Here is a 17385-nt window from a genome sequence, read left to right on the forward strand (position 1 = left end):
TTAATTCAGTTAAAATTCTTGATAATAATTTTGTGCCTAACAAAATCTATCAATAGGACCAAGGATCTAGTATGAGAACCAGGATTTGGTCAAAAAAGGATATAATTATCCTTTAAAAAAACTGAATTAAACTTTTGGAGGATCTAAAAAGGAAAGTATAGGTTCTTCCACTGAACTATCAAAATGAAGAAAAGCTTTTGATGGAATTTCCGCAATCAAAGCTTTGAAATTTGAAGAACCAAAATCTACTGTATGCACATGGCAGCAATGACAACTACAAAAAGGAGGGCATAAATCCACTACTTTATCATGTGAATGGTCGAAATCTAAATCCTGGGCAGCAATCACTGTTACTTCTGAATCAGAATTCAATTGTGAAGTATCATTATCATTACAGGCTAATAAATTAAGCCCGAGTACATAAAGCGATAATATGAGTGCCATTATTTTCACATTACAAAGATAATTAAATATGCATGCACAGGGTATGCAAAGTAAACCATCAGCCTCTATTATTTTTTTAAATTGGTGGGCAAGATTCAGTTCGGTATGAACAGTAAACACAACAAATACCTCCTTTTGGTTTTAAAACCGTTTTACAATTCCCACCCTCGTAAAAAATTGGCAAGATTCTACTAACATTACTTCTCTTTTTTTGCCCACATTCAGGATAGGTGATTTCTGATTTTAATATAGTAGTTTCCATTAACTTTTTCTTTTGTCGGTTACCTTATAACGTGTTGTGTTATTTGTTTGCTAAATTTCCATATCGCTTGTTCCAGCAATTAGTGTCAAGACAGATATTCTGAGATACGGCGGGAACACTCATTTTAAGAATGTCAGCTATATCGCAAGGGCACAATTCATTCTCTATGTTCAACAGGAATAGGATTTTCAGTCGTACCCCGCTTTCCGCAAGAGACAGAATTTTGCTTATTGCCTTAAAGCCGTCCGAATTATTATATTGTTTCCTTGGAAGACGATATTTGCTTCTTGTCCCCTTCATTCCGTGGAGAAGTTATTTCTAGGCTCATCTTTTTTTACTCAAAGTAACAACAATTATATATTTATCGTATGATTTAACAAAATACTTGAATAATAATGCAAATAACTGTAAACTTTTAAACAATCCTTGGTTTTTAAAATCCTTTAATCAAATCTCATCCAATGACTTTCGGTGTTTGTCCACAGATTTCTTAAACTGCGTGGGTGCTATTCCCATTACTTTTTTGAACTGATTGCTTAAATAGGCAACGCTACTATAATCTAGTTTAAAAACTATCTCACTTAAAGTCAATTTATAATAATCAATGAATTCTTTAACACATTCAATTTTCTGGTTGATGATGTATAACTCAAATGCTATGCCTTCTACAGCAGAAAAAAAGAGCTAAGGTACTTATAGTTAAGATGTAATTTTTCACTTATAAATTCTGGCCATTTTATATCGAAAAACTTATTGGAGTGGTGAATTTTTTCCACTACCAGGCTTTTCATTTGTTCAATGAGTTGACTTTTTCGATCGGTTTTTAGACTAAAACCAGAATTCCGAAGTTCTTTTTTCAAAAGGTTTTTGTTTGTTCATTTAATTCTTATTCTAAATATACTTCACACAGTTTGATGACACTGTAAGAAATTTTCAACTTATCTAAGATAAACGCGACTGAGCTTATACAGCGTGCACACACCATATTTTTAATATAAAGAGTTGGAGTTATAAAGTCAATTACCGGGACGATAGAATATTCTTAGTCTGCCCAAAAATGCGCAAAGGAGCCACGAATCCACCAATAAATTGTAGAAAGTATTCGTGGATTGGTGGCAGAATATAATATAAATATGTCTTTAAGGTAAATTCATTAGGCCCAAACATCTTAAATTATTTAGAAGTACCCGCATTATTCTGGTCATTTAAAATGGAACTTAAATTGATAACTCGATAAAGAGTATTAATCATAATTTAGGTTTTAAATATATACTCTAAGCCATAAAAGCAAAAGAAATGGCAGCAAATAAGGCTGCAAAAAACAAAATAATTAAAGCAAGAATACCATAAATTTTATCTTTTTTGGAAACAGTATCTTTCTTGGATTTTGACTTTTTCCTGTTTTTATTTTTTCTTCTCTCTCTTCTATTTGCACTCATTATATTATATTTATATGATTAGTCAAAATTGCCCAGTTAAGAGTTATTTCTTATAATTAGCTAAAATCAAAAGTTATGATCGCCCTAATTTATTAAGTAGTCATAGGCAAAAGATCGCCCTGAAATTACTTTAAACGCATATTTGACAGTGAAATGAAAGAGTATTTTCAAGAACTACAAAAACACTAAATATTATAGATTAAGAGCCTCAAGCTGGCAATTCACCGGTCGCGACCTCAAAAAAGACGTAATATTCCAATAGGTTCAAAAACTGACGTATCCCGCTAAATCGTAAATAAAAAATATGGGCTAAACGGGTATCAAATAACTAATTCACGTCCACTTAAGTCAAATAAGCTTCTACACATTCTTTACAAACCTGCACACAATCCAGACATACTTTTTTACAATATTAAGTCATTCACATCGCTATAGCTTGTACTAAAATGGTTTTAAGTGGCATAAACTTCAGCACATATCTTGTCAATTCTAATCCAATCTTTCATCATCTTTACATTATTTTCATCTAGACAGGCATCAGCCAATAACTGTAATGAATAATGTAACGTCGAAACGCATGAATTAATTTCTCATTTCTCATAATGTTGAAATTATAAACTAAAAACTAAATGGGGTTTTAAAATTCTACCAAGATGTTTCAATTCTAAAGATATTTAACAAAGCACTTTAAATTTTAAGCTTTTCTTTCTCAACATCAGCCCATTCCCAACCATCCTGATATAATAAGGTTTTAAAAAACCTACGTTTTTCCATAATATTTTCTTCTATATCTTTTTGTTCTATAGTGGTAGACACCAAGCCGTGTTCCTGCAAAATTGCAACCGAAATTTTTGCAGTATTTTTTTCTTTAATATTGATATGGGTAACTTCAGATATAATTTTAAAATAATTTTCAAAAGCTACAATCAAAGGCCGAATATCTTCTAAGGGGGGCTGTTTTTCCTTTTTTATTTTATGGGTAAGGATAACTAATGCCTCGTATAGGCGCGCCAGTTGCAAAACTACATTGTTACTTTGATTTGGGTTGTGGAAATAATGAATAACCGGATATGTTCTATGATGCTGGCTGTATTTAATAATAGAGTCGGATATATCATCAATTTTATTCGTCAGTCTTGAAAAGTCTTTTTTATTCCAGGAATTAAGTACAATTTCTTGCGGTGTGCTTCCTAAGGTACTAAGTTTTATCCCCAATTTTTGTTGGTCTATAACTGCTGAAAGAACGGGAATAAAATAAGTTACCGACATAGTAAGAAGAATAAGACCTGTAAAGGAATAAATAGTGGTTAGTAGCCTCCAATAATTTCCTGCCGCTATAAAATCACCAACGCCCAGAGTGGAGAGGGTAAAACCGCTATAATATATTACCTCCCATAATCCTGCGGTGGTCTTGGTGGAACTTTGAATTATTGATCCAGGATTGGAATATAAAATCAACACCATACTACTCCACAGGGCAAAGACCCAAATTATTACAATTGCAATAAGCAGGATATAACCTGCATGACTTAAAAATTTTGAGCTTCCGTCTTTGCCAGAAATATTTAAAAATCCTTTCCAGAAAAAATGGGAAAACCGGCTGGTTAACCACCCCCCACCCTGCAAGGAAAGAGTTGTTTGAATAACATCTAACACAATTAATAGATAAATAATTATGCCTAAGATTGAAAGAATGTTCATATTTTATGCTTTATTTTATTTGACCTAAGTAGCCCCTTGAACAAGCTAACCCTGTTAAACTTCCATACCAAGGGAAACTTAGACCATATTTATACTTTTCCGGTCTTTTACTTGTAACTTCCTATAACCTGAAGGGGAAAGCCCAGTTGCCTTTTTAAATGAAGTTGAAAGATAGGCGGCTGTGGAATATCCAAGGTTATCTGCAATCATCGCGATACTCCAATCATCGTAATTTAAAAGTTCTTTTACGCGTTCAATTCGAACCGAGATGTAAAGCTGCTGAATACTCTGTCCCTCCCTATCTGTAAAGATGTGGGTTATATGTCTATAATCGAAGTGCAGGTGCGAGCTAGGCATAGTTGAAAATTTATCGTTTGCGGTGTCTTTTGAATAAACCTTTTTAATAATTAAGGATTTTATCTAATTAATTTTTCATTACGGCTTTCAATGATCTCGAACCCTAATTTTTCAAATTCTGTTTATAGTTGCTCTTTCTCAACAGCAGAGAGCTTCCTTTCTATAATGGCCTCACAAAGGTTTACCACGGAAAAAGGAATATTCAAATTATTAAAAATTTCTTTTACCAGATAAGCACCTCTAGCACACCACGTTTATTTATGCACCCTTTATTTACTTTGACCCAAAAACTTTTGAACAACCTACAAGGTGCGAAAACCAAGCAAGTTATTCTTACGCTTATTTGATTGTTTCTTGAACTCTACCACATTTCAACATTTTATTTCCGTAATATGGATTAAAAATATCTTTTGAATTTGAATACCAATAGTCTCCTTTTCCTTCAAAAGCCATGGGGCAGTATTGCTTATAGATTTCTCCAGAGGCTAATGCATTCCTTAAAACAGGTTCCATAGCTTCTGTAAGTTTAGAAAAAGCTTCCCGCTGCTTATTTATATTACCGCTTTCTGCAATTTCATTTGCAATAGCCACTATACCCTTCTTATTGGTTGCCGTTTCCGCAAGTTCTGCTGCTTTTGCACTAGCGGCTTGGGAATTGGTATTTACAAATGCGTCTTTAATAGCTACATACAGGTCATAGAGATCAGCAGTTTTTTCATCCTTAAATTCTGCTTGCAATCCTTCATCCTCATAGCCTTTTGCTTCAGCATTTTCAACAATGTTTGGCTGGTGCATTTCATTTTGCATAGGCTTTGGGGCATCCTTTGTGTTTTGGTCATTTTTACAGGAGAATATCGCTAAACTTCCAGCAATGAGACTTAAAACTATTATGCTTCTAATTATTTTTTTCATTTTCCGATTTTATCGCTATTAATGTTCAAAATTAGGTTTATTTGAATTTTTTTTGAAATTTTCTTATTGATGGTGATGAAATATACCAGAGTAAAAAACCGCTCAAGACCGTTATAAGGCCCATAAGAGAAAAAATACGTAGTATAAGGTTATTAAAATCGTCCCTTCCTTCGTAATCCATGGTATGGGTCATCCAAAGAAAATCGAACCAACGCCAGTCGCGATAACGTACCGTTTTAAAACTTGCATCGGTAGCACCCACATAGGCTTTTAGGTTTTTAGGTTGGGCATAATTAATAACATAAGCCGGAAAAGATCCACTACGGTATTCATGATGATCCCCGACTTTGTTGATTTTTTCTACTGAAATTATTTTAAAATCATCTTTAACATATCGTTGCGCAATATTCTTGGCATCTTCTTCTGAAATTTCATCGATAACTTTGCCATCTTGTGCGTGTACCAGTTTTTCGTTGTTTACAAAATAGTAAGGCATTCCCGAAACTTCTTTTAAACTAATACTATGAATTTTCATTTCTGGAATGAGCGTGGAAATACCGGCAAGATTTTCAAAATTTGAAGTTTCAGGAGGCAATTTTTTAAAGTGATCTCCGTGAATTTCATCGATATCGGTCCAGCTAAAATACATCCCGCTAATAGTCCACATCAAGAACTGAATGCCTATAAAGATTCCCAGATATCGATGGGCTTTACGAATTTTCATCGCTGTTTTTCTCTTCACCATTTCTAATTAACTTCCATATATTAGATTATTCTTTTTACGTTTGCAATTATGTTTACGTTTACCTACGTAATCCATTACAAATTTACTTTTAGTCATTAAAGATCACTTATAAAGTTCACTATAGGATTTACTATCCGACTCACTAATTTTTCTTACAATACTGGTTTTGTTTATTCCATTTCTATCTGAGATACCCATTGATAGTAACAATTCCTTTAAACCCTGAATGGTGTTTTTATGATAATTAGCCACTTTGTGTTTCTTATCCTCAACTACCAAAGCCTTTACCCGCTTTGAATCCATAGTGGTTATTCCGGTAGGGCAGGTATTTAAATTGCATTTTAAAGATTGGACACACCCCAGGGCAAACATCATACCCCTGGCACTGTAACAAGCATCGGCCCCAACGGCTAATGCTTTATAAATATCGAAAGAAGAAATTATTTTTCCCGCAGCTATAACCTTAATATGTTTGCGCAGATTATATTTTTTTAAAGTTATATCCACAAAGTGGAGCGCCTCAATTAAAGGTGTTCCGCCCCAATGTAATCCATCCATGCTTGCAGCCCCAGAACCACCTTCTGCTCCATCTACCGCAATAAAATCTGGAAAATTATTTTCTTTATTTTTCGAAAATATTTCAATCATCTCATCAAATTCGAATTTTAAACCAATACAGAGTTTAATCCCTATAGGTTTTGCAGAGGAAAGATCACGTAATTCTTTGATAAATTTAAGCAACTCGTTAGGGTTACTGAAAGCACTGTGGTGCGCCGGGGAATGAATCTCTGTATGTGCTTCAATATCCCTATATTCTGAAATCTCCCTGGTATTTTTACTGGCAGGAAGTATAGCACCAAAACCTGGCTTAGCTCCTTGTGAGATTTTAATTTCTATCATTTTCACGAGTTTATCTTCAGCTATTTTTTTAAATTTTTTAGCATCAAAATCCCCTTCCTTATTCCTGCAACCAAAGTAACCCGTGCCAAATTGAAAAATTAAATCAGCTTTGTATTTCCTGTGATATGGGGTTAAACCTCCCTCTCCTGTATTTTGTGCAAAATTTGCAATTTTAGCCCCAGCATTTAATGCCAAAGTTGCATTTTTACTTATAGAGCCATAACTCATCGCCCCGAGATTTAAAATACTTGAGCTGTAGGGTTTAGTACAATTTGGGCCTCCAATATTAATACGATAATTATCCCGGAATTCCTTTGACGGAAATGTAGAATGCAAAAACCGTTCTCGGCCAACACTCTCATAAGATAACTGGGTGCCAAAGGGCTGATTCTTGTTTGCGTTTGCGGCCCGCTTATAAACGATTTCTTTCTGGATCCAGTTGAAGGGCATACCCTCGGTGCGATTAAGGAACAAAGCTTCTTGCAAAACGTGGCGTTGTTCTTCTAAAAGATTGGTAAGCCTACCAAATAAAGGATAATTACGCTGTATGTTGTCCGCTTTTTGAAAATAATCTTTAAAGCCCAAAATATAAACAGGAAGCAGTAAAACCGCTACCCACCATAAATTCGGCTGCCACAATATAAGGATTGTGAGCACTACCACGGACACTAAAGAACCTATTAAAAAAGAATTTCTCATAAATGCAATTTAATGCGAATGTCCTTCGTCTTTGCTATTCTCATTTGTTTTTTCAGGTTCCAGGTAGTTGCCCTGTGGTCCTACGCCTTCAAGGTAAACTAATTGCGAGCCATAGTGCCCAGCTTCTGAAACTGAATAAGCTGAAAAAGCCAGCACCAGAAAAACTAAAATTTCAAAAAGGCGGTTCTGTTTAAGTAAAAACACGCTCACCAATTTTAAAGTAGCCGCGATGGCACTGGAATAGATAGTCCATTCAGCAAATTTATCGTGTTGTTCCAGCACACTTTTGGCTGTTTCAGTTAAATCATGTGTATGAGGATGGGCATATACCCCGGCAATATAAGCTCCCATAAAGCCAACACCCACCATAAGCAAAATCACCCAATCCATATTAGGTTTTAATATAAAAATTTGGATAAGTTGTAAAATTACCCCAAAAATGAGTAGGACAATAGGAAAATGAACAACCAAAGGATGCAGGTTTGGAAATTCGTCCAACCCGGCTTTCACTTCATTCTTGTGCTGTTCTAAATTTTCTTCATTGGTTTCTTTAGACTCCAAATCTTGAGCAGGAATTGAATCCTTTTCAATATTTCGTTCTTCAGTGTTTGAAGGGTGTTCGTGGCTTTCATGATTTTCCTGAGCCTGTACCATAATTGGCACCAAAGAAACCAGGCATATGAGAAAAAAATTTTTCATCTGTTATCTTTTTTTGGTTATTAGAAATATGTCATAAAGCAAGTAGGAAAGAAAATGGAGAGGAATCGAAGTTTTCAACTAATTAATATTAAGACAAAATCCCTCCATTTTCAAAAAACTTTGATCAAATATGTTGTTTAATGATCGTGACCTCCTTCAAGATCCATATCCTAATCGTGATCCATTTGCATATCATCTTCTTCCATCATCCCTTCATCCTGCATTTCCATATCATCCATATCGTCATGCTCTGTCTCTGTGGTTTCCCTACAGGACATTAAAGAAAAATTAATTCCTACAATAAAAACGAGCAACAGTATAAATTTCATATTTTTCATCTGGTTAGTTTTAAAAACGTCTAACTATAATTTTGAAATAATTTTTTCGAGTTTCCCTTTTATTTCCTGGGCAACTTTTCCCAAAGCTTTATTTTCTACAGCCTGCATCGAGGCTATAGGGTTAACGGCCGCAATTTCAATTTGGCCCGATTCTTTCTCCTGAACTATAACATTACAAGGCAGCATGGTGCCAATCTTATCTTCGACCTCTAATGCCTTATGGGCGTAAGGCGCATTACATGCTCCCAGGATGCGATAGTTTCTAAAATCCACATCCAGTTTCTTCTTTAAAGTGCCAGTAACATCAATTTCAGTTAAAACGCCAAAGCCTTCTTTTTCCAGTTCCCGGGTTACCTGATCAATTACCTGCTCAAAATCTCCTTTTATCGTTTTATTAAAATAGTATTTCATAAGTCATTTTCTTTTGAGATTATTTTTTTGCTCTTCAAATTCTTCTTTACTTATTTCTCCCTTTGCGTATCTTTTCTCAAGTATTTGTATAGGGCTATCGCCTGTTCTCTGATTTTTACCTAACCAATTACTTAAGGGCAGAAAGACTGCTGCCACGACAATAAGCCCTATTACAATCCACCAAAACATCATCATTATCCCCTAATTATGGTTTTGGATTATGTTCATGTTTTCCGGCTTCTTTTTTGGAATCATCCCCTTTCTTTTTATCCATATGTTGCTTCATTCTTTCCATCATCTCGGGATCATCATGCATTTTTTCCATCATTTCCTGCATCATTTCAAGGTTTTCTTTCATTTTTTTCATCATTCCCTGCATCATTTTTTTTCTGAATCCAGGATCATTCTCCATGGAATGCATCATCTCATGCATCATTTTTTCTTTCATTTCCGGATTTTCCTTCATTTTCTTCTTCATCATTTTCCCCATCATTTCTTTCATTTCAGGATCATCCATCATTTTCTCCATGTGGGATTTCATCTTTTTTTTCATCCCCGGGTTCTTTTGCATCATGGCTTTCATTTTGCCAGATTCCATCATTTGCATATGGTTTTGCATCATGAGTTTTCTTGCCCCTTCGTCTTGTTGTGCCAGATCAATGAATTCATTGAATTGGTTTGGGTTCGAAATAATTTCCTGGTAAACAGCGTTTCGATTGTCTGGAACATCCATTGCTTCAGAAGCGTTAAATGTTGATTTACAGCTTACCAATGTTCCTACTGCTACTATAATCATTAAGGTTTTTACAATTGTTTTCATTTTACTTTGTTTTAGAGTTAATAAAATTTTCATCGTTCAGTTTTATTTTTTATAATTCCCTTATCCTGTCCTTTCTACACTATTTTAAAGTTTCTCATCATGCCCATATCCTCATGCTCCAGATTATGGCAATGGTATAGAAACAATCCTTTATAGTCTTCAAATCGCATGATCAAATCCATTTGCATTCCTGGTAAAAGATAAACGCTGTCCTGCCAGCCTTCGTTGATAAAACCGTCTTTGGTTGCTTCCCAAAGCTTATCATCTACCTTATCAGCGTTTCGGTTTAAGATGTTGAATTGTAATTGGTGGATATGAACAGGATGTGGCATTTGCATCATATTTCCCATGCCTCCCTGACCGCCCATCATTCCGCCGTTGCCATGCATTCCGCCGCCCATCATTCCGCTGTCATCATCAGGATCTGAAGAAAACTGGTTTCCATTATTGATACGCCAAATTTCGGTAGTATCTAATTTCACGGTCTCTTCTTCGGCTACTTCGGTGCCATTATAGGTGCGACCGTTAATGGTCCATTCCATCATTCCGCCCATAGCGAAGGTGAAAGTCCTGGTATTGTCTTTATTGATGGCATCTGTGGCCGCCAATGTATTGAAAGAACTGAGCTCACCAGGTAATTGAGCATTGTTTTCTGCGAAAGCCCCCACATTTATTTCCAGAATATCAAACTGAGTGTCATAAGGCAAGTGATTGCTACTGCTATTTCCCATCATCCCGCCATTCATCATGCCACCACCCATCATGTCCAGTGGGATAGGTAAATGGACCAGTTTAATACGACTATTTTCTGACTGTTGAGATAAATCCAACCATACATCTACCCGCTGCGCTGGCCCTAAAATTAGATAGGGCAATTTTTTTGGCGCTTCCAATAGCCCCCCGTCCACACCAAATACTGTGATAGGTTCACCATTGTCCCACGCCAACTTATAAGCCCTGGAATTGGAACCGTTTAAGAGCCTTAAACGATATTTCCCGTTTGCGCTCAGGTTCAGGGTATTATCAATTTTACCATTGATCAATATTTGCTCACCTAAAAAACCCTGCATTCGATCCATCTCTCCATCGCCCAGGTATTGGAGCTGTTTATTATCATTAAAAGTCCTGTCCTGGATCACCACGGGAATATCATATTCACCCTGGGGTAGATTTAATTTTCCTTCTTCTTTATCAGATACGATAAACAATCCTGCCAGTCCCTTATATACCTGTTCCCCGGTATGTTTATGCGGATGTGGGTGAAACCAATACGTTCCAGCCCTGTTCATTACTTCAAATTCATAATAGTAGGTTTCGCCTTCACTTATTACATGCTCTGGGTGGCCATCATTCTCGTGAGACACGTGCAGGCCATGCCAGTGCACAATAGATTCGGCCGGAATCTGGTTTTCATACCTCACCCTAACCTTATCCCCTTTCTTTACCCGAATAACAGGTCCTAAATAGCTACCCTCTATATTTTGTAAATTATCTTCGCTACCTTTTATGATAGATGCTTTATAGGAATATGTTTTGGTACTACTGTTTGGATAGATGCTGGTCTGGGAAGGTAATGCGGTAAGTTGTAGATCTAAATCGGCAATAAAATCCTTGTCCATTTTATTTACGGTCTCAGGATGCCGGGTGGAGGTATCCGATTTACAGGAGGCAAAAAAAGGCATTACATAGAAACCTGCTGCTGCCAGGCTTGCAGTTTGTATAAAATTCCTTCTGTTTACGTTTTTTTTCATCATTATATTATTTTGAATGGCATCCGTAACAATTTCAGCACAAGGAAAGTTACAGCCCCGCTTAAATTTTAGATACTTCGACAACTTAAAAGTCGCAGGCTGCTTAACAGCTAATCTACCGCCCCTTTTTCTGGAGGTTTTCGATTTAGAAACCATTTTTCACCTAAAAATATGAGCAACATAGAACCAAATGCTATCCAAATTAGGGTGGGATCACGTTCTATTTTAATATAAACGAAGGAACCCAAAACTACCACATCCAGAATTATTGCGCTTATTACGATCCCAGCTTTGGCTTCTATGTCCTTTCTCATTTTGGTAAGCACTCCCCAATGAATAATAATATCCATCACCAAATAATATATTGCGCCAAGGGAGGCTATCCTGGAAAGGTCGAAAAAGATAGTAAGCACAATGGCAATTACTATAATATACACCAGCATATGCTTTTGTATACTCCCTTTCATACCAAAGTGACTGTGAGGTATCAACTTCATGTCAGTTAACATAGCAGTCATTCTTGAAACTGCAAAAACACTGGCAATTACTCCAGAAATAGTGGCGATAATAGCAATAGCCACGGTAAACCATAAACCAAATTGACCAAATAATGGCCTGGAAGCTTCAGCTAGACTATAATCTTTGGCCTCAATGATTTCAGGAATACTCAAATTGGAAATCACCCCCCACGAAACGAGTAAATAGGTTAGCCCGCAAATAAGCAATGAAATGATAATGGTCCTGCTCACGTTTTTGTGTGGTTTCACAATTTCACCACCACTATTGGTTATAGTAGTAAAACCCTTATAGGCAAGGATAGATAAAGCCAGTGCTCCAAGGTACTCCATTACTCCCCTTTCCCCGCCGGTATCTCCTGAAGGTACTAAATCTGATACTACAAAACCCGAGGCATAGATAGCTCCTCCGGCAAAGATCAATAACCCACCGGTTTTGAGGATCGCCATGGCAAGGGAGGATTTCCCTATTACCTTATTGCCTGCAATATTAATTACAAAGGCTAAAATGAGTAGGCCCACCCCTAAAACGGGAATGAGATAACTGTCTTTTGGCGCATCGAACAATTGCAACGTATAACTACCAAAGGTCCTGGCCACCAGACTTTCATTAATAATCATAGAGAACGTCATCAGTAAAGCTGCAAAAGCAGTTACAAGTCCCTTTCCATAAGCTTTCTCCAAATACATGGCGATACCTCCTGCAGATGGATACGCATTAGACATCTTGTTATAGGAATAAGCACTAAATCCTGATATAATTCCACCCACAATAAAAGCTATTGGAAAATACTCACCAGAAAGTTCTGCCACTTGACCAAGAAGCGCAAAGATCCCTGCACCAATCATAACATTGGTTCCCATTGATATTGCACCCACCAGGCTTAGACTGTTTTCTTTATAATTTCCCATATTGTTTAGAATCGTAATGATAATCCACCTCCGGCGCCAAATCTATTGTCGTAACTTCCCATTAATGAAAAGTTCTTACCAAGAAAATATTCCAGCCCGGCGCTCCATACTTGCTCATCTTCAAAATCTTTTCCTGGTTCAAGATCATTGACCCAGCCAAAATCTGCCTGGAATTCATATTCCCCGAATAAAACAAGTCGAGGGAAGATCATAACTTCCCGGGCAAGGCTAATTTGGGGCCTCAATTTATTATCTACACGAAGGTCTAAAGCAAACATATAGGGAGTAAAATACCTAATACCTCCAATGGCGGTGGTACTGAGTTCTTCCATGCTGTTTTCCATTTCATTCTCGACATTCACCCCACCAAAAAGTCGAACCCAGTCATAAAGATAATATTCATAGGTAAATTCGGCTTCAAGGTTCTGGTTCCAGCCGTATTCAGCCAAAGCAGTAAATTGATTTCTTATATTTGAACTCACTACATTAAGTCCTGTCATATGTGAAGCAGCATCTAACATTCCCCAGGTATAGAATTTATTGGTTTCCCGGACTAAATTACTTAGAGGGTAAGGCTTCATTCTATCGTCCCTTTTGGTATCATAACTTACCACTCTTGCCATACCTGAATCCAGATGATACAAGATGTGGCAATGCAGGAACCAGTCACCATATTCGTTCCCATAAAACTCGATAGTCACTTTTTGCATGGGCGGGACATTGACGGTATGTTTCAAAGGGGAATGTTCTCCGTTTTTATTAATTACCCTGAAAAAATGCCCATGTAGATGCATAGGGTGGTGCATCATGGTAAGGTTGTTAAAGGTGATCCTGGTAACCCCATCACCTTCAATTTTTATTTTATCGGTTTCGGCCAGGGGCACCCCGTTTAAGCTCCAAACATAGCGGGCCATATTTCCGGTTAAATTCAGCAGGATTTCCTTTACAGGCGCATCTTCGGGATGTGTTGTAGGATTTTTAGATTCCAGGTAATCATAGTTATATTCTGAAAACATATCCATACCCGGCATTTTTCCTTGCTCCATTCCTTTCATCTTATCCATCTGCATGGTTTTTTTCCCGCCACCGGCCATTTTCATAGAGTCCTTTTTCATCTTCACACTATGGTCCTTATTGGCCATTGTGGAGTCCTTCTTCATGTCCATTTTGGAATGATCCATTTTAGAGTGGTCCATGGCCTGCATATCTCCCTCTTTTTTCATATTCATATCGCCATGGTTCATCGCTTCCATGTCCATCTCATCCATTTGCATTCCCCACTTATCCATCATTTCATAGGGATCAACATTTTTTGGATTGAATTTAAGGGCTGGTGCCCCCATTTTCATATCCATTTTTGCCATTTTTTGCATCATCCCAATTTTATCGGGCCTGGGCACATTAGGGGCGGGAAGTATCCTACCGGTGCCTAGAAAAGCTGAAGCTGTCCCAGAACCATCCTGTGCAGTAATTTTAAATTCCATTTTGCCATCATCGGGTATGGTGACAATAAAATCATAGGTTTCTGCTACTGCAATAAAGGTTTTATTTTTCTCCACCGGCACTACATCTACACCATCAGCAGAAACCAGCGTAGGCATATTACCTCCAAAGGTCATCCAGAAAGAAGTAGAGGCAGCTCCATTAATAATTCTCATTCTAACTTTTTCCCCAGGCTTGAATTCGGGATATTCTATTTTCTCCTCACCATTTATTAAAAATGCAGGATAGTAAATATCAGCAATATCGGCACCTTCCATCCGTTGTCTCCAAAAATCAATTTGTGCGCCCAAAGCTCCACGCTTGATCACCTGATTTAGGGGAGTAGCTGTTCCTTTTTTAATATTGTACCATTCTGTGCCCCTTTTTAAAAACCTAAGCACATCTTTTGGCTTTTCATTGGTCCAGTCTGAAAGTACCAGCACCAGGTCTTTGTCATACTCCAATGTTTTTTCTCTTGGATTGATTAGCAGAGAGCCATATACCCCACTTTGTTCCTGTAACATGGTATGGGAATGGTACCAGTATGTACCATGTTGTTTGATCTCAAATTCATATTTAAAGGTTTCGCCCGGTTTAATGGGTGGCGTGGTTAAATAAGGGACACCATCAAAGAAATTTGGCAAAATCATCCCATGCCAGTGAATGGAAGTTTCCACATCCATTTTATTTTCAACATAGATCACCGCATATTCGCCTTCGGTAAATTCCAGGGTCGGGCCGGGGATTCCCCCGTTAATGGTCATCCCCATGACCTCTTTGCCTTCGGCTTTAGTAACCTTTTCCTGGTCTATGGTCAGGTTATATTCGTGTACCGGTAAATTATTTATATTTCCTTCAACAGATTTTTCCATGTGCCGTTGGCCATAGGAAATCATCATTGAACACAAAGTTAATATTAAAAAAAAATTATTTTTCATTCTTGATATTTTAATGCCTAAATATTTTAGGTTTCATTAGTAAGGCTTTAACAAGGCTAAAAAGATCGATCCTGTTGAAAATATTCTACATTGATTATTTAAAGAAGACCCCACAGGTTTTCAAAACCTGTGGGGTCTCGCTTAATATTATTCCTCGTTCTCCAAACGATAAATGATCTTCTTCATCTGGGCAATCTCCCGTTTCTGGGCCTCAATAATCTCTTCTGCCAGTTTCTTGGTTTCAGGATCTTTAATATCTGCCCGCTTACTAGTTAAAATCGCAATCGAATGGTGGGGAATCATTGCCTTCATATATAAAACGTCGCCAATAATAGGTCGTTGTGCTCGTACTAAACCTAAAGCAGAGACAAACAGCACCAGGCTACCCACGTAAATTGCTATATTCTTCTTCTTATTTTTATACATTTTCAACATCAACGACAACATAATTACCGCCATTGCCGCTATCCCCAAACAGGTCATATAAAAACGGGTCAAGCTGAAATAAACATGATCAAATTCGTAGGTATTCAGGTACATGGTAATGTACATGGCTATAAAAGATAACCCGAGCATTAGAAAAAATCTACCGTAATTGCTACCACCAGTTTTATGGTGGTTTTTTGCTTCTGAATTCATTATTTTTTGGTTTTGGTTAGGTTGGTTTTTACTTTTTAATTGTCTTTTTTACGGAACCACAATTGGGCATTTTATCACCGAAATATGGATTGTTTATTTCTTCGATATCAGCATACCAATAGGCTCCTTTATTGTCAAAAGCCATAGGACAGAACTTTTTATAGATCGTACCACCAGATAATGCATCTTCAAACATAGGCCCAGCTTTTTCTGTAAATGCTGCGAATAATTCCCTTTGTTTTTCCAGCTCGCTGGTTTCAGATAATTGTTGTGCAATAGCTTTCAGTTCTGCTCTTTCTTCTGAAAAAGAGGCTACCATACTTTGAGACGCATCCTGTACCTGGTCTGCATCAGCATTGGTTAATGCTATTTTTATTTCCAGGTAATTATGCCAGATTTTTCCCGTCATTCCATCTATAAAATCCTGATCGGCAATATCTGCTGTTTTCTCTTCGGCTTTTTTAACCTCTTCAGGGGTGTTTATTTCAACCGATTGCTTCCCTTTGTTATCTACACAGGAAAATAGGGCAATAGCTAGTAAGAGAACAACACCAAAATTTAAAATTTTACTTTTCATTTTTTTCTGGTTTTAAATTTGATTTTTAAAATTAATGATAAGAAAAAGGATTTATTGTCATAATTTGGTTAAACATCTATAAAATTTGGTCTAAAGAATTTCTGAAATTGTTATTAAGTTTTTTATATTGAGATAAATTCATCCCTGTTTCTGCTTTAAATTGCCTGGAAAGATAATTTACATTAGTATAACCCAATAGCTGACTAATCTGGGTAAAATTATATTGTTTGGACTGAATGAGCTCTTTTACTATTTCAATTTTCAGCTTTATAAAATACTTTTCTACCGTTATGTTTTCGGTATAGGAAAAAATCCGACTCAACCGCGAATAATCAATTTTGGTTTCTTTGGATAAGTAGCGGGATAAAGTCCCTGATTTTTGCAGGGGAAGGTTTTCCAAAAGCCGTATTAGACTAAGTTTTACCTTTTCGATTAAAATTTTTTCATCGCTCTCTAATAGTTCAAAGCCGTTTTCGCTAAGTACTTTAAGCAACTTGGCATGATCCATATCAGGGTGTTTACTTTGGTAAACTACACGACCCAACTCAACCTCCTGTAGATCTATACCTGCTTCAAGTAACTCATTCCTTACCACCTTAATACATCTATTGCAAACCATATTTTTAACAAAGACTTCTATAATCATAATTTTTTGGTAATGTTTTCTGAAAATTTATTTTTTTATCATACCCTAAGTATTTAATTAAGCTACCATGCTCATTTTACCAAGCGGCCCAACAATATTTTATTTTTTAATCTTTGTGCCTGTCAAGGAAAGAGGCTTTATAAACTAATTAAACAAAAAACACTCTTCCCTCACAGGACTTTAACATCATGCCCTCAA

At 36.7% G+C, this 17385-nt stretch carries 21 protein-coding genes and 1 pseudogene; all 22 read right to left on the reverse strand.

All coding sequences use genetic code 11. The features are described from left to right. Positions 1-126: 126 nt before the first annotated feature. Positions 127-444, reverse strand: coding sequence for a DUF6660 family protein (locus ACW6NC_RS04170; protein ID WP_243729645.1), 318 nt, complete (start codon positions 442-444; stop codon positions 127-129). A gap of 76 nt (positions 445-520) precedes the next feature. Further along, positions 521-706 carry a GDCCVxC domain-containing (seleno)protein gene (locus ACW6NC_RS04175; RefSeq protein ID WP_093302947.1) on the reverse strand — a complete coding sequence of 62 codons (186 nt, stop codon included), beginning with the start codon at positions 704-706 and terminating at the stop codon, positions 521-523. A gap of 93 nt (positions 707-799) precedes the next feature. Next, positions 800-1034: pseudogene (locus ACW6NC_RS04180) on the reverse strand (ArsR family transcriptional regulator); the annotation flags it as partial. A gap of 119 nt (positions 1035-1153) precedes the next feature. Beyond that, entirely contained in the window at positions 1154-1366 is a 213-nt protein-coding gene (locus tag ACW6NC_RS04185; RefSeq protein ID WP_346014347.1) for a helix-turn-helix domain-containing protein, read from the reverse strand. A 5-nt stretch (positions 1367-1371) separates the two neighbouring features. After that, a complete protein-coding gene (locus ACW6NC_RS04190) occupies positions 1372-1566 on the reverse strand; it encodes a hypothetical protein (RefSeq protein WP_057481176.1) in 195 nt (64 codons plus the stop codon). Positions 1567-1980: 414 nt separating this feature from the next. After that, positions 1981-2145: a hypothetical protein gene (locus tag ACW6NC_RS04195; RefSeq protein ID WP_169929152.1), complete on the reverse strand. Its 165-nt coding sequence runs from the start codon at positions 2143-2145 to the stop codon at positions 1981-1983. 687 nt (positions 2146-2832) lie between these two features. Then, entirely contained in the window at positions 2833-3846 is a 1014-nt protein-coding gene (locus ACW6NC_RS04200; RefSeq protein WP_057481175.1) for a potassium channel family protein, read from the reverse strand. A 78-nt stretch (positions 3847-3924) separates the two neighbouring features. After that, the gene (locus ACW6NC_RS04205; protein ID WP_051931248.1) at positions 3925-4203 is read right to left on the reverse strand and encodes a helix-turn-helix domain-containing protein; all 279 of its coding nucleotides are present in this window, start codon (positions 4201-4203) and stop codon (positions 3925-3927) included. Positions 4204-4542: 339 nt separating this feature from the next. Beyond that, complete coding sequence (locus ACW6NC_RS04210; RefSeq protein WP_457863904.1) at positions 4543-5115, reverse strand: DUF3347 domain-containing protein; 573 nt, start codon at positions 5113-5115, stop codon at positions 4543-4545. Between the two features lie 37 nt (positions 5116-5152). Beyond that, positions 5153-5860: a PepSY domain-containing protein gene (locus ACW6NC_RS04215; protein ID WP_057481174.1), complete on the reverse strand. Its 708-nt coding sequence runs from the start codon at positions 5858-5860 to the stop codon at positions 5153-5155. A gap of 102 nt (positions 5861-5962) precedes the next feature. After that, the gene (locus tag ACW6NC_RS04220; RefSeq protein ID WP_457863905.1) at positions 5963-7459 is read right to left on the reverse strand and encodes an FMN-binding glutamate synthase family protein; all 1497 of its coding nucleotides are present in this window, start codon (positions 7457-7459) and stop codon (positions 5963-5965) included. Between the two features lie 9 nt (positions 7460-7468). After that, positions 7469-8158 (reverse strand): DUF2231 domain-containing protein, encoded by a 690-nt coding sequence (locus tag ACW6NC_RS04225; protein ID WP_081891337.1) that lies wholly within the window; start codon positions 8156-8158, stop codon positions 7469-7471. 170 nt (positions 8159-8328) lie between these two features. Further along, on the reverse strand, positions 8329-8496 hold the full coding sequence (locus tag ACW6NC_RS04230; protein ID WP_156100710.1) for a hypothetical protein: 168 nt from the start codon (positions 8494-8496) through the stop codon (positions 8329-8331). 24 nt (positions 8497-8520) lie between these two features. Continuing rightward, positions 8521-8907 carry a DUF302 domain-containing protein gene (locus tag ACW6NC_RS04235; protein WP_034892162.1) on the reverse strand — a complete coding sequence of 129 codons (387 nt, stop codon included), beginning with the start codon at positions 8905-8907 and terminating at the stop codon, positions 8521-8523. 3 nt (positions 8908-8910) lie between these two features. Continuing rightward, positions 8911-9102 (reverse strand): SHOCT domain-containing protein, encoded by a 192-nt coding sequence (locus tag ACW6NC_RS04240; protein ID WP_034892159.1) that lies wholly within the window; start codon positions 9100-9102, stop codon positions 8911-8913. A gap of 10 nt (positions 9103-9112) precedes the next feature. Further along, the gene (locus ACW6NC_RS04245) at positions 9113-9727 is read right to left on the reverse strand and encodes a hypothetical protein (protein WP_457863906.1); all 615 of its coding nucleotides are present in this window, start codon (positions 9725-9727) and stop codon (positions 9113-9115) included. A 74-nt stretch (positions 9728-9801) separates the two neighbouring features. Continuing rightward, positions 9802-11481 (reverse strand): multicopper oxidase family protein, encoded by a 1680-nt coding sequence (locus ACW6NC_RS04250; RefSeq protein WP_457863907.1) that lies wholly within the window; start codon positions 11479-11481, stop codon positions 9802-9804. Between the two features lie 107 nt (positions 11482-11588). Next, positions 11589-12905, reverse strand: coding sequence for an APC family permease (locus ACW6NC_RS04255; protein ID WP_457863908.1), 1317 nt, complete (start codon positions 12903-12905; stop codon positions 11589-11591). 5 nt (positions 12906-12910) lie between these two features. Further along, positions 12911-15325, reverse strand: a complete 2415-nt coding sequence (locus ACW6NC_RS04260) for a multicopper oxidase domain-containing protein (RefSeq protein WP_457863909.1) — start codon at positions 15323-15325, stop codon at positions 12911-12913. Positions 15326-15472: 147 nt separating this feature from the next. Beyond that, complete coding sequence (locus ACW6NC_RS04265) at positions 15473-15964, reverse strand: DUF305 domain-containing protein (RefSeq protein ID WP_075327061.1); 492 nt, start codon at positions 15962-15964, stop codon at positions 15473-15475. Positions 15965-15992: 28 nt separating this feature from the next. After that, the gene (locus tag ACW6NC_RS04270; protein WP_093302939.1) at positions 15993-16541 is read right to left on the reverse strand and encodes a DUF3347 domain-containing protein; all 549 of its coding nucleotides are present in this window, start codon (positions 16539-16541) and stop codon (positions 15993-15995) included. Between the two features lie 76 nt (positions 16542-16617). After that, positions 16618-17187, reverse strand: coding sequence for a helix-turn-helix domain-containing protein (locus ACW6NC_RS04275; RefSeq protein ID WP_457863910.1), 570 nt, complete (start codon positions 17185-17187; stop codon positions 16618-16620). Positions 17188-17385: the final 198 nt, after the last annotated feature.

The sequence above is a fragment of the Salegentibacter profundi genome (assembly GCF_054121475.1).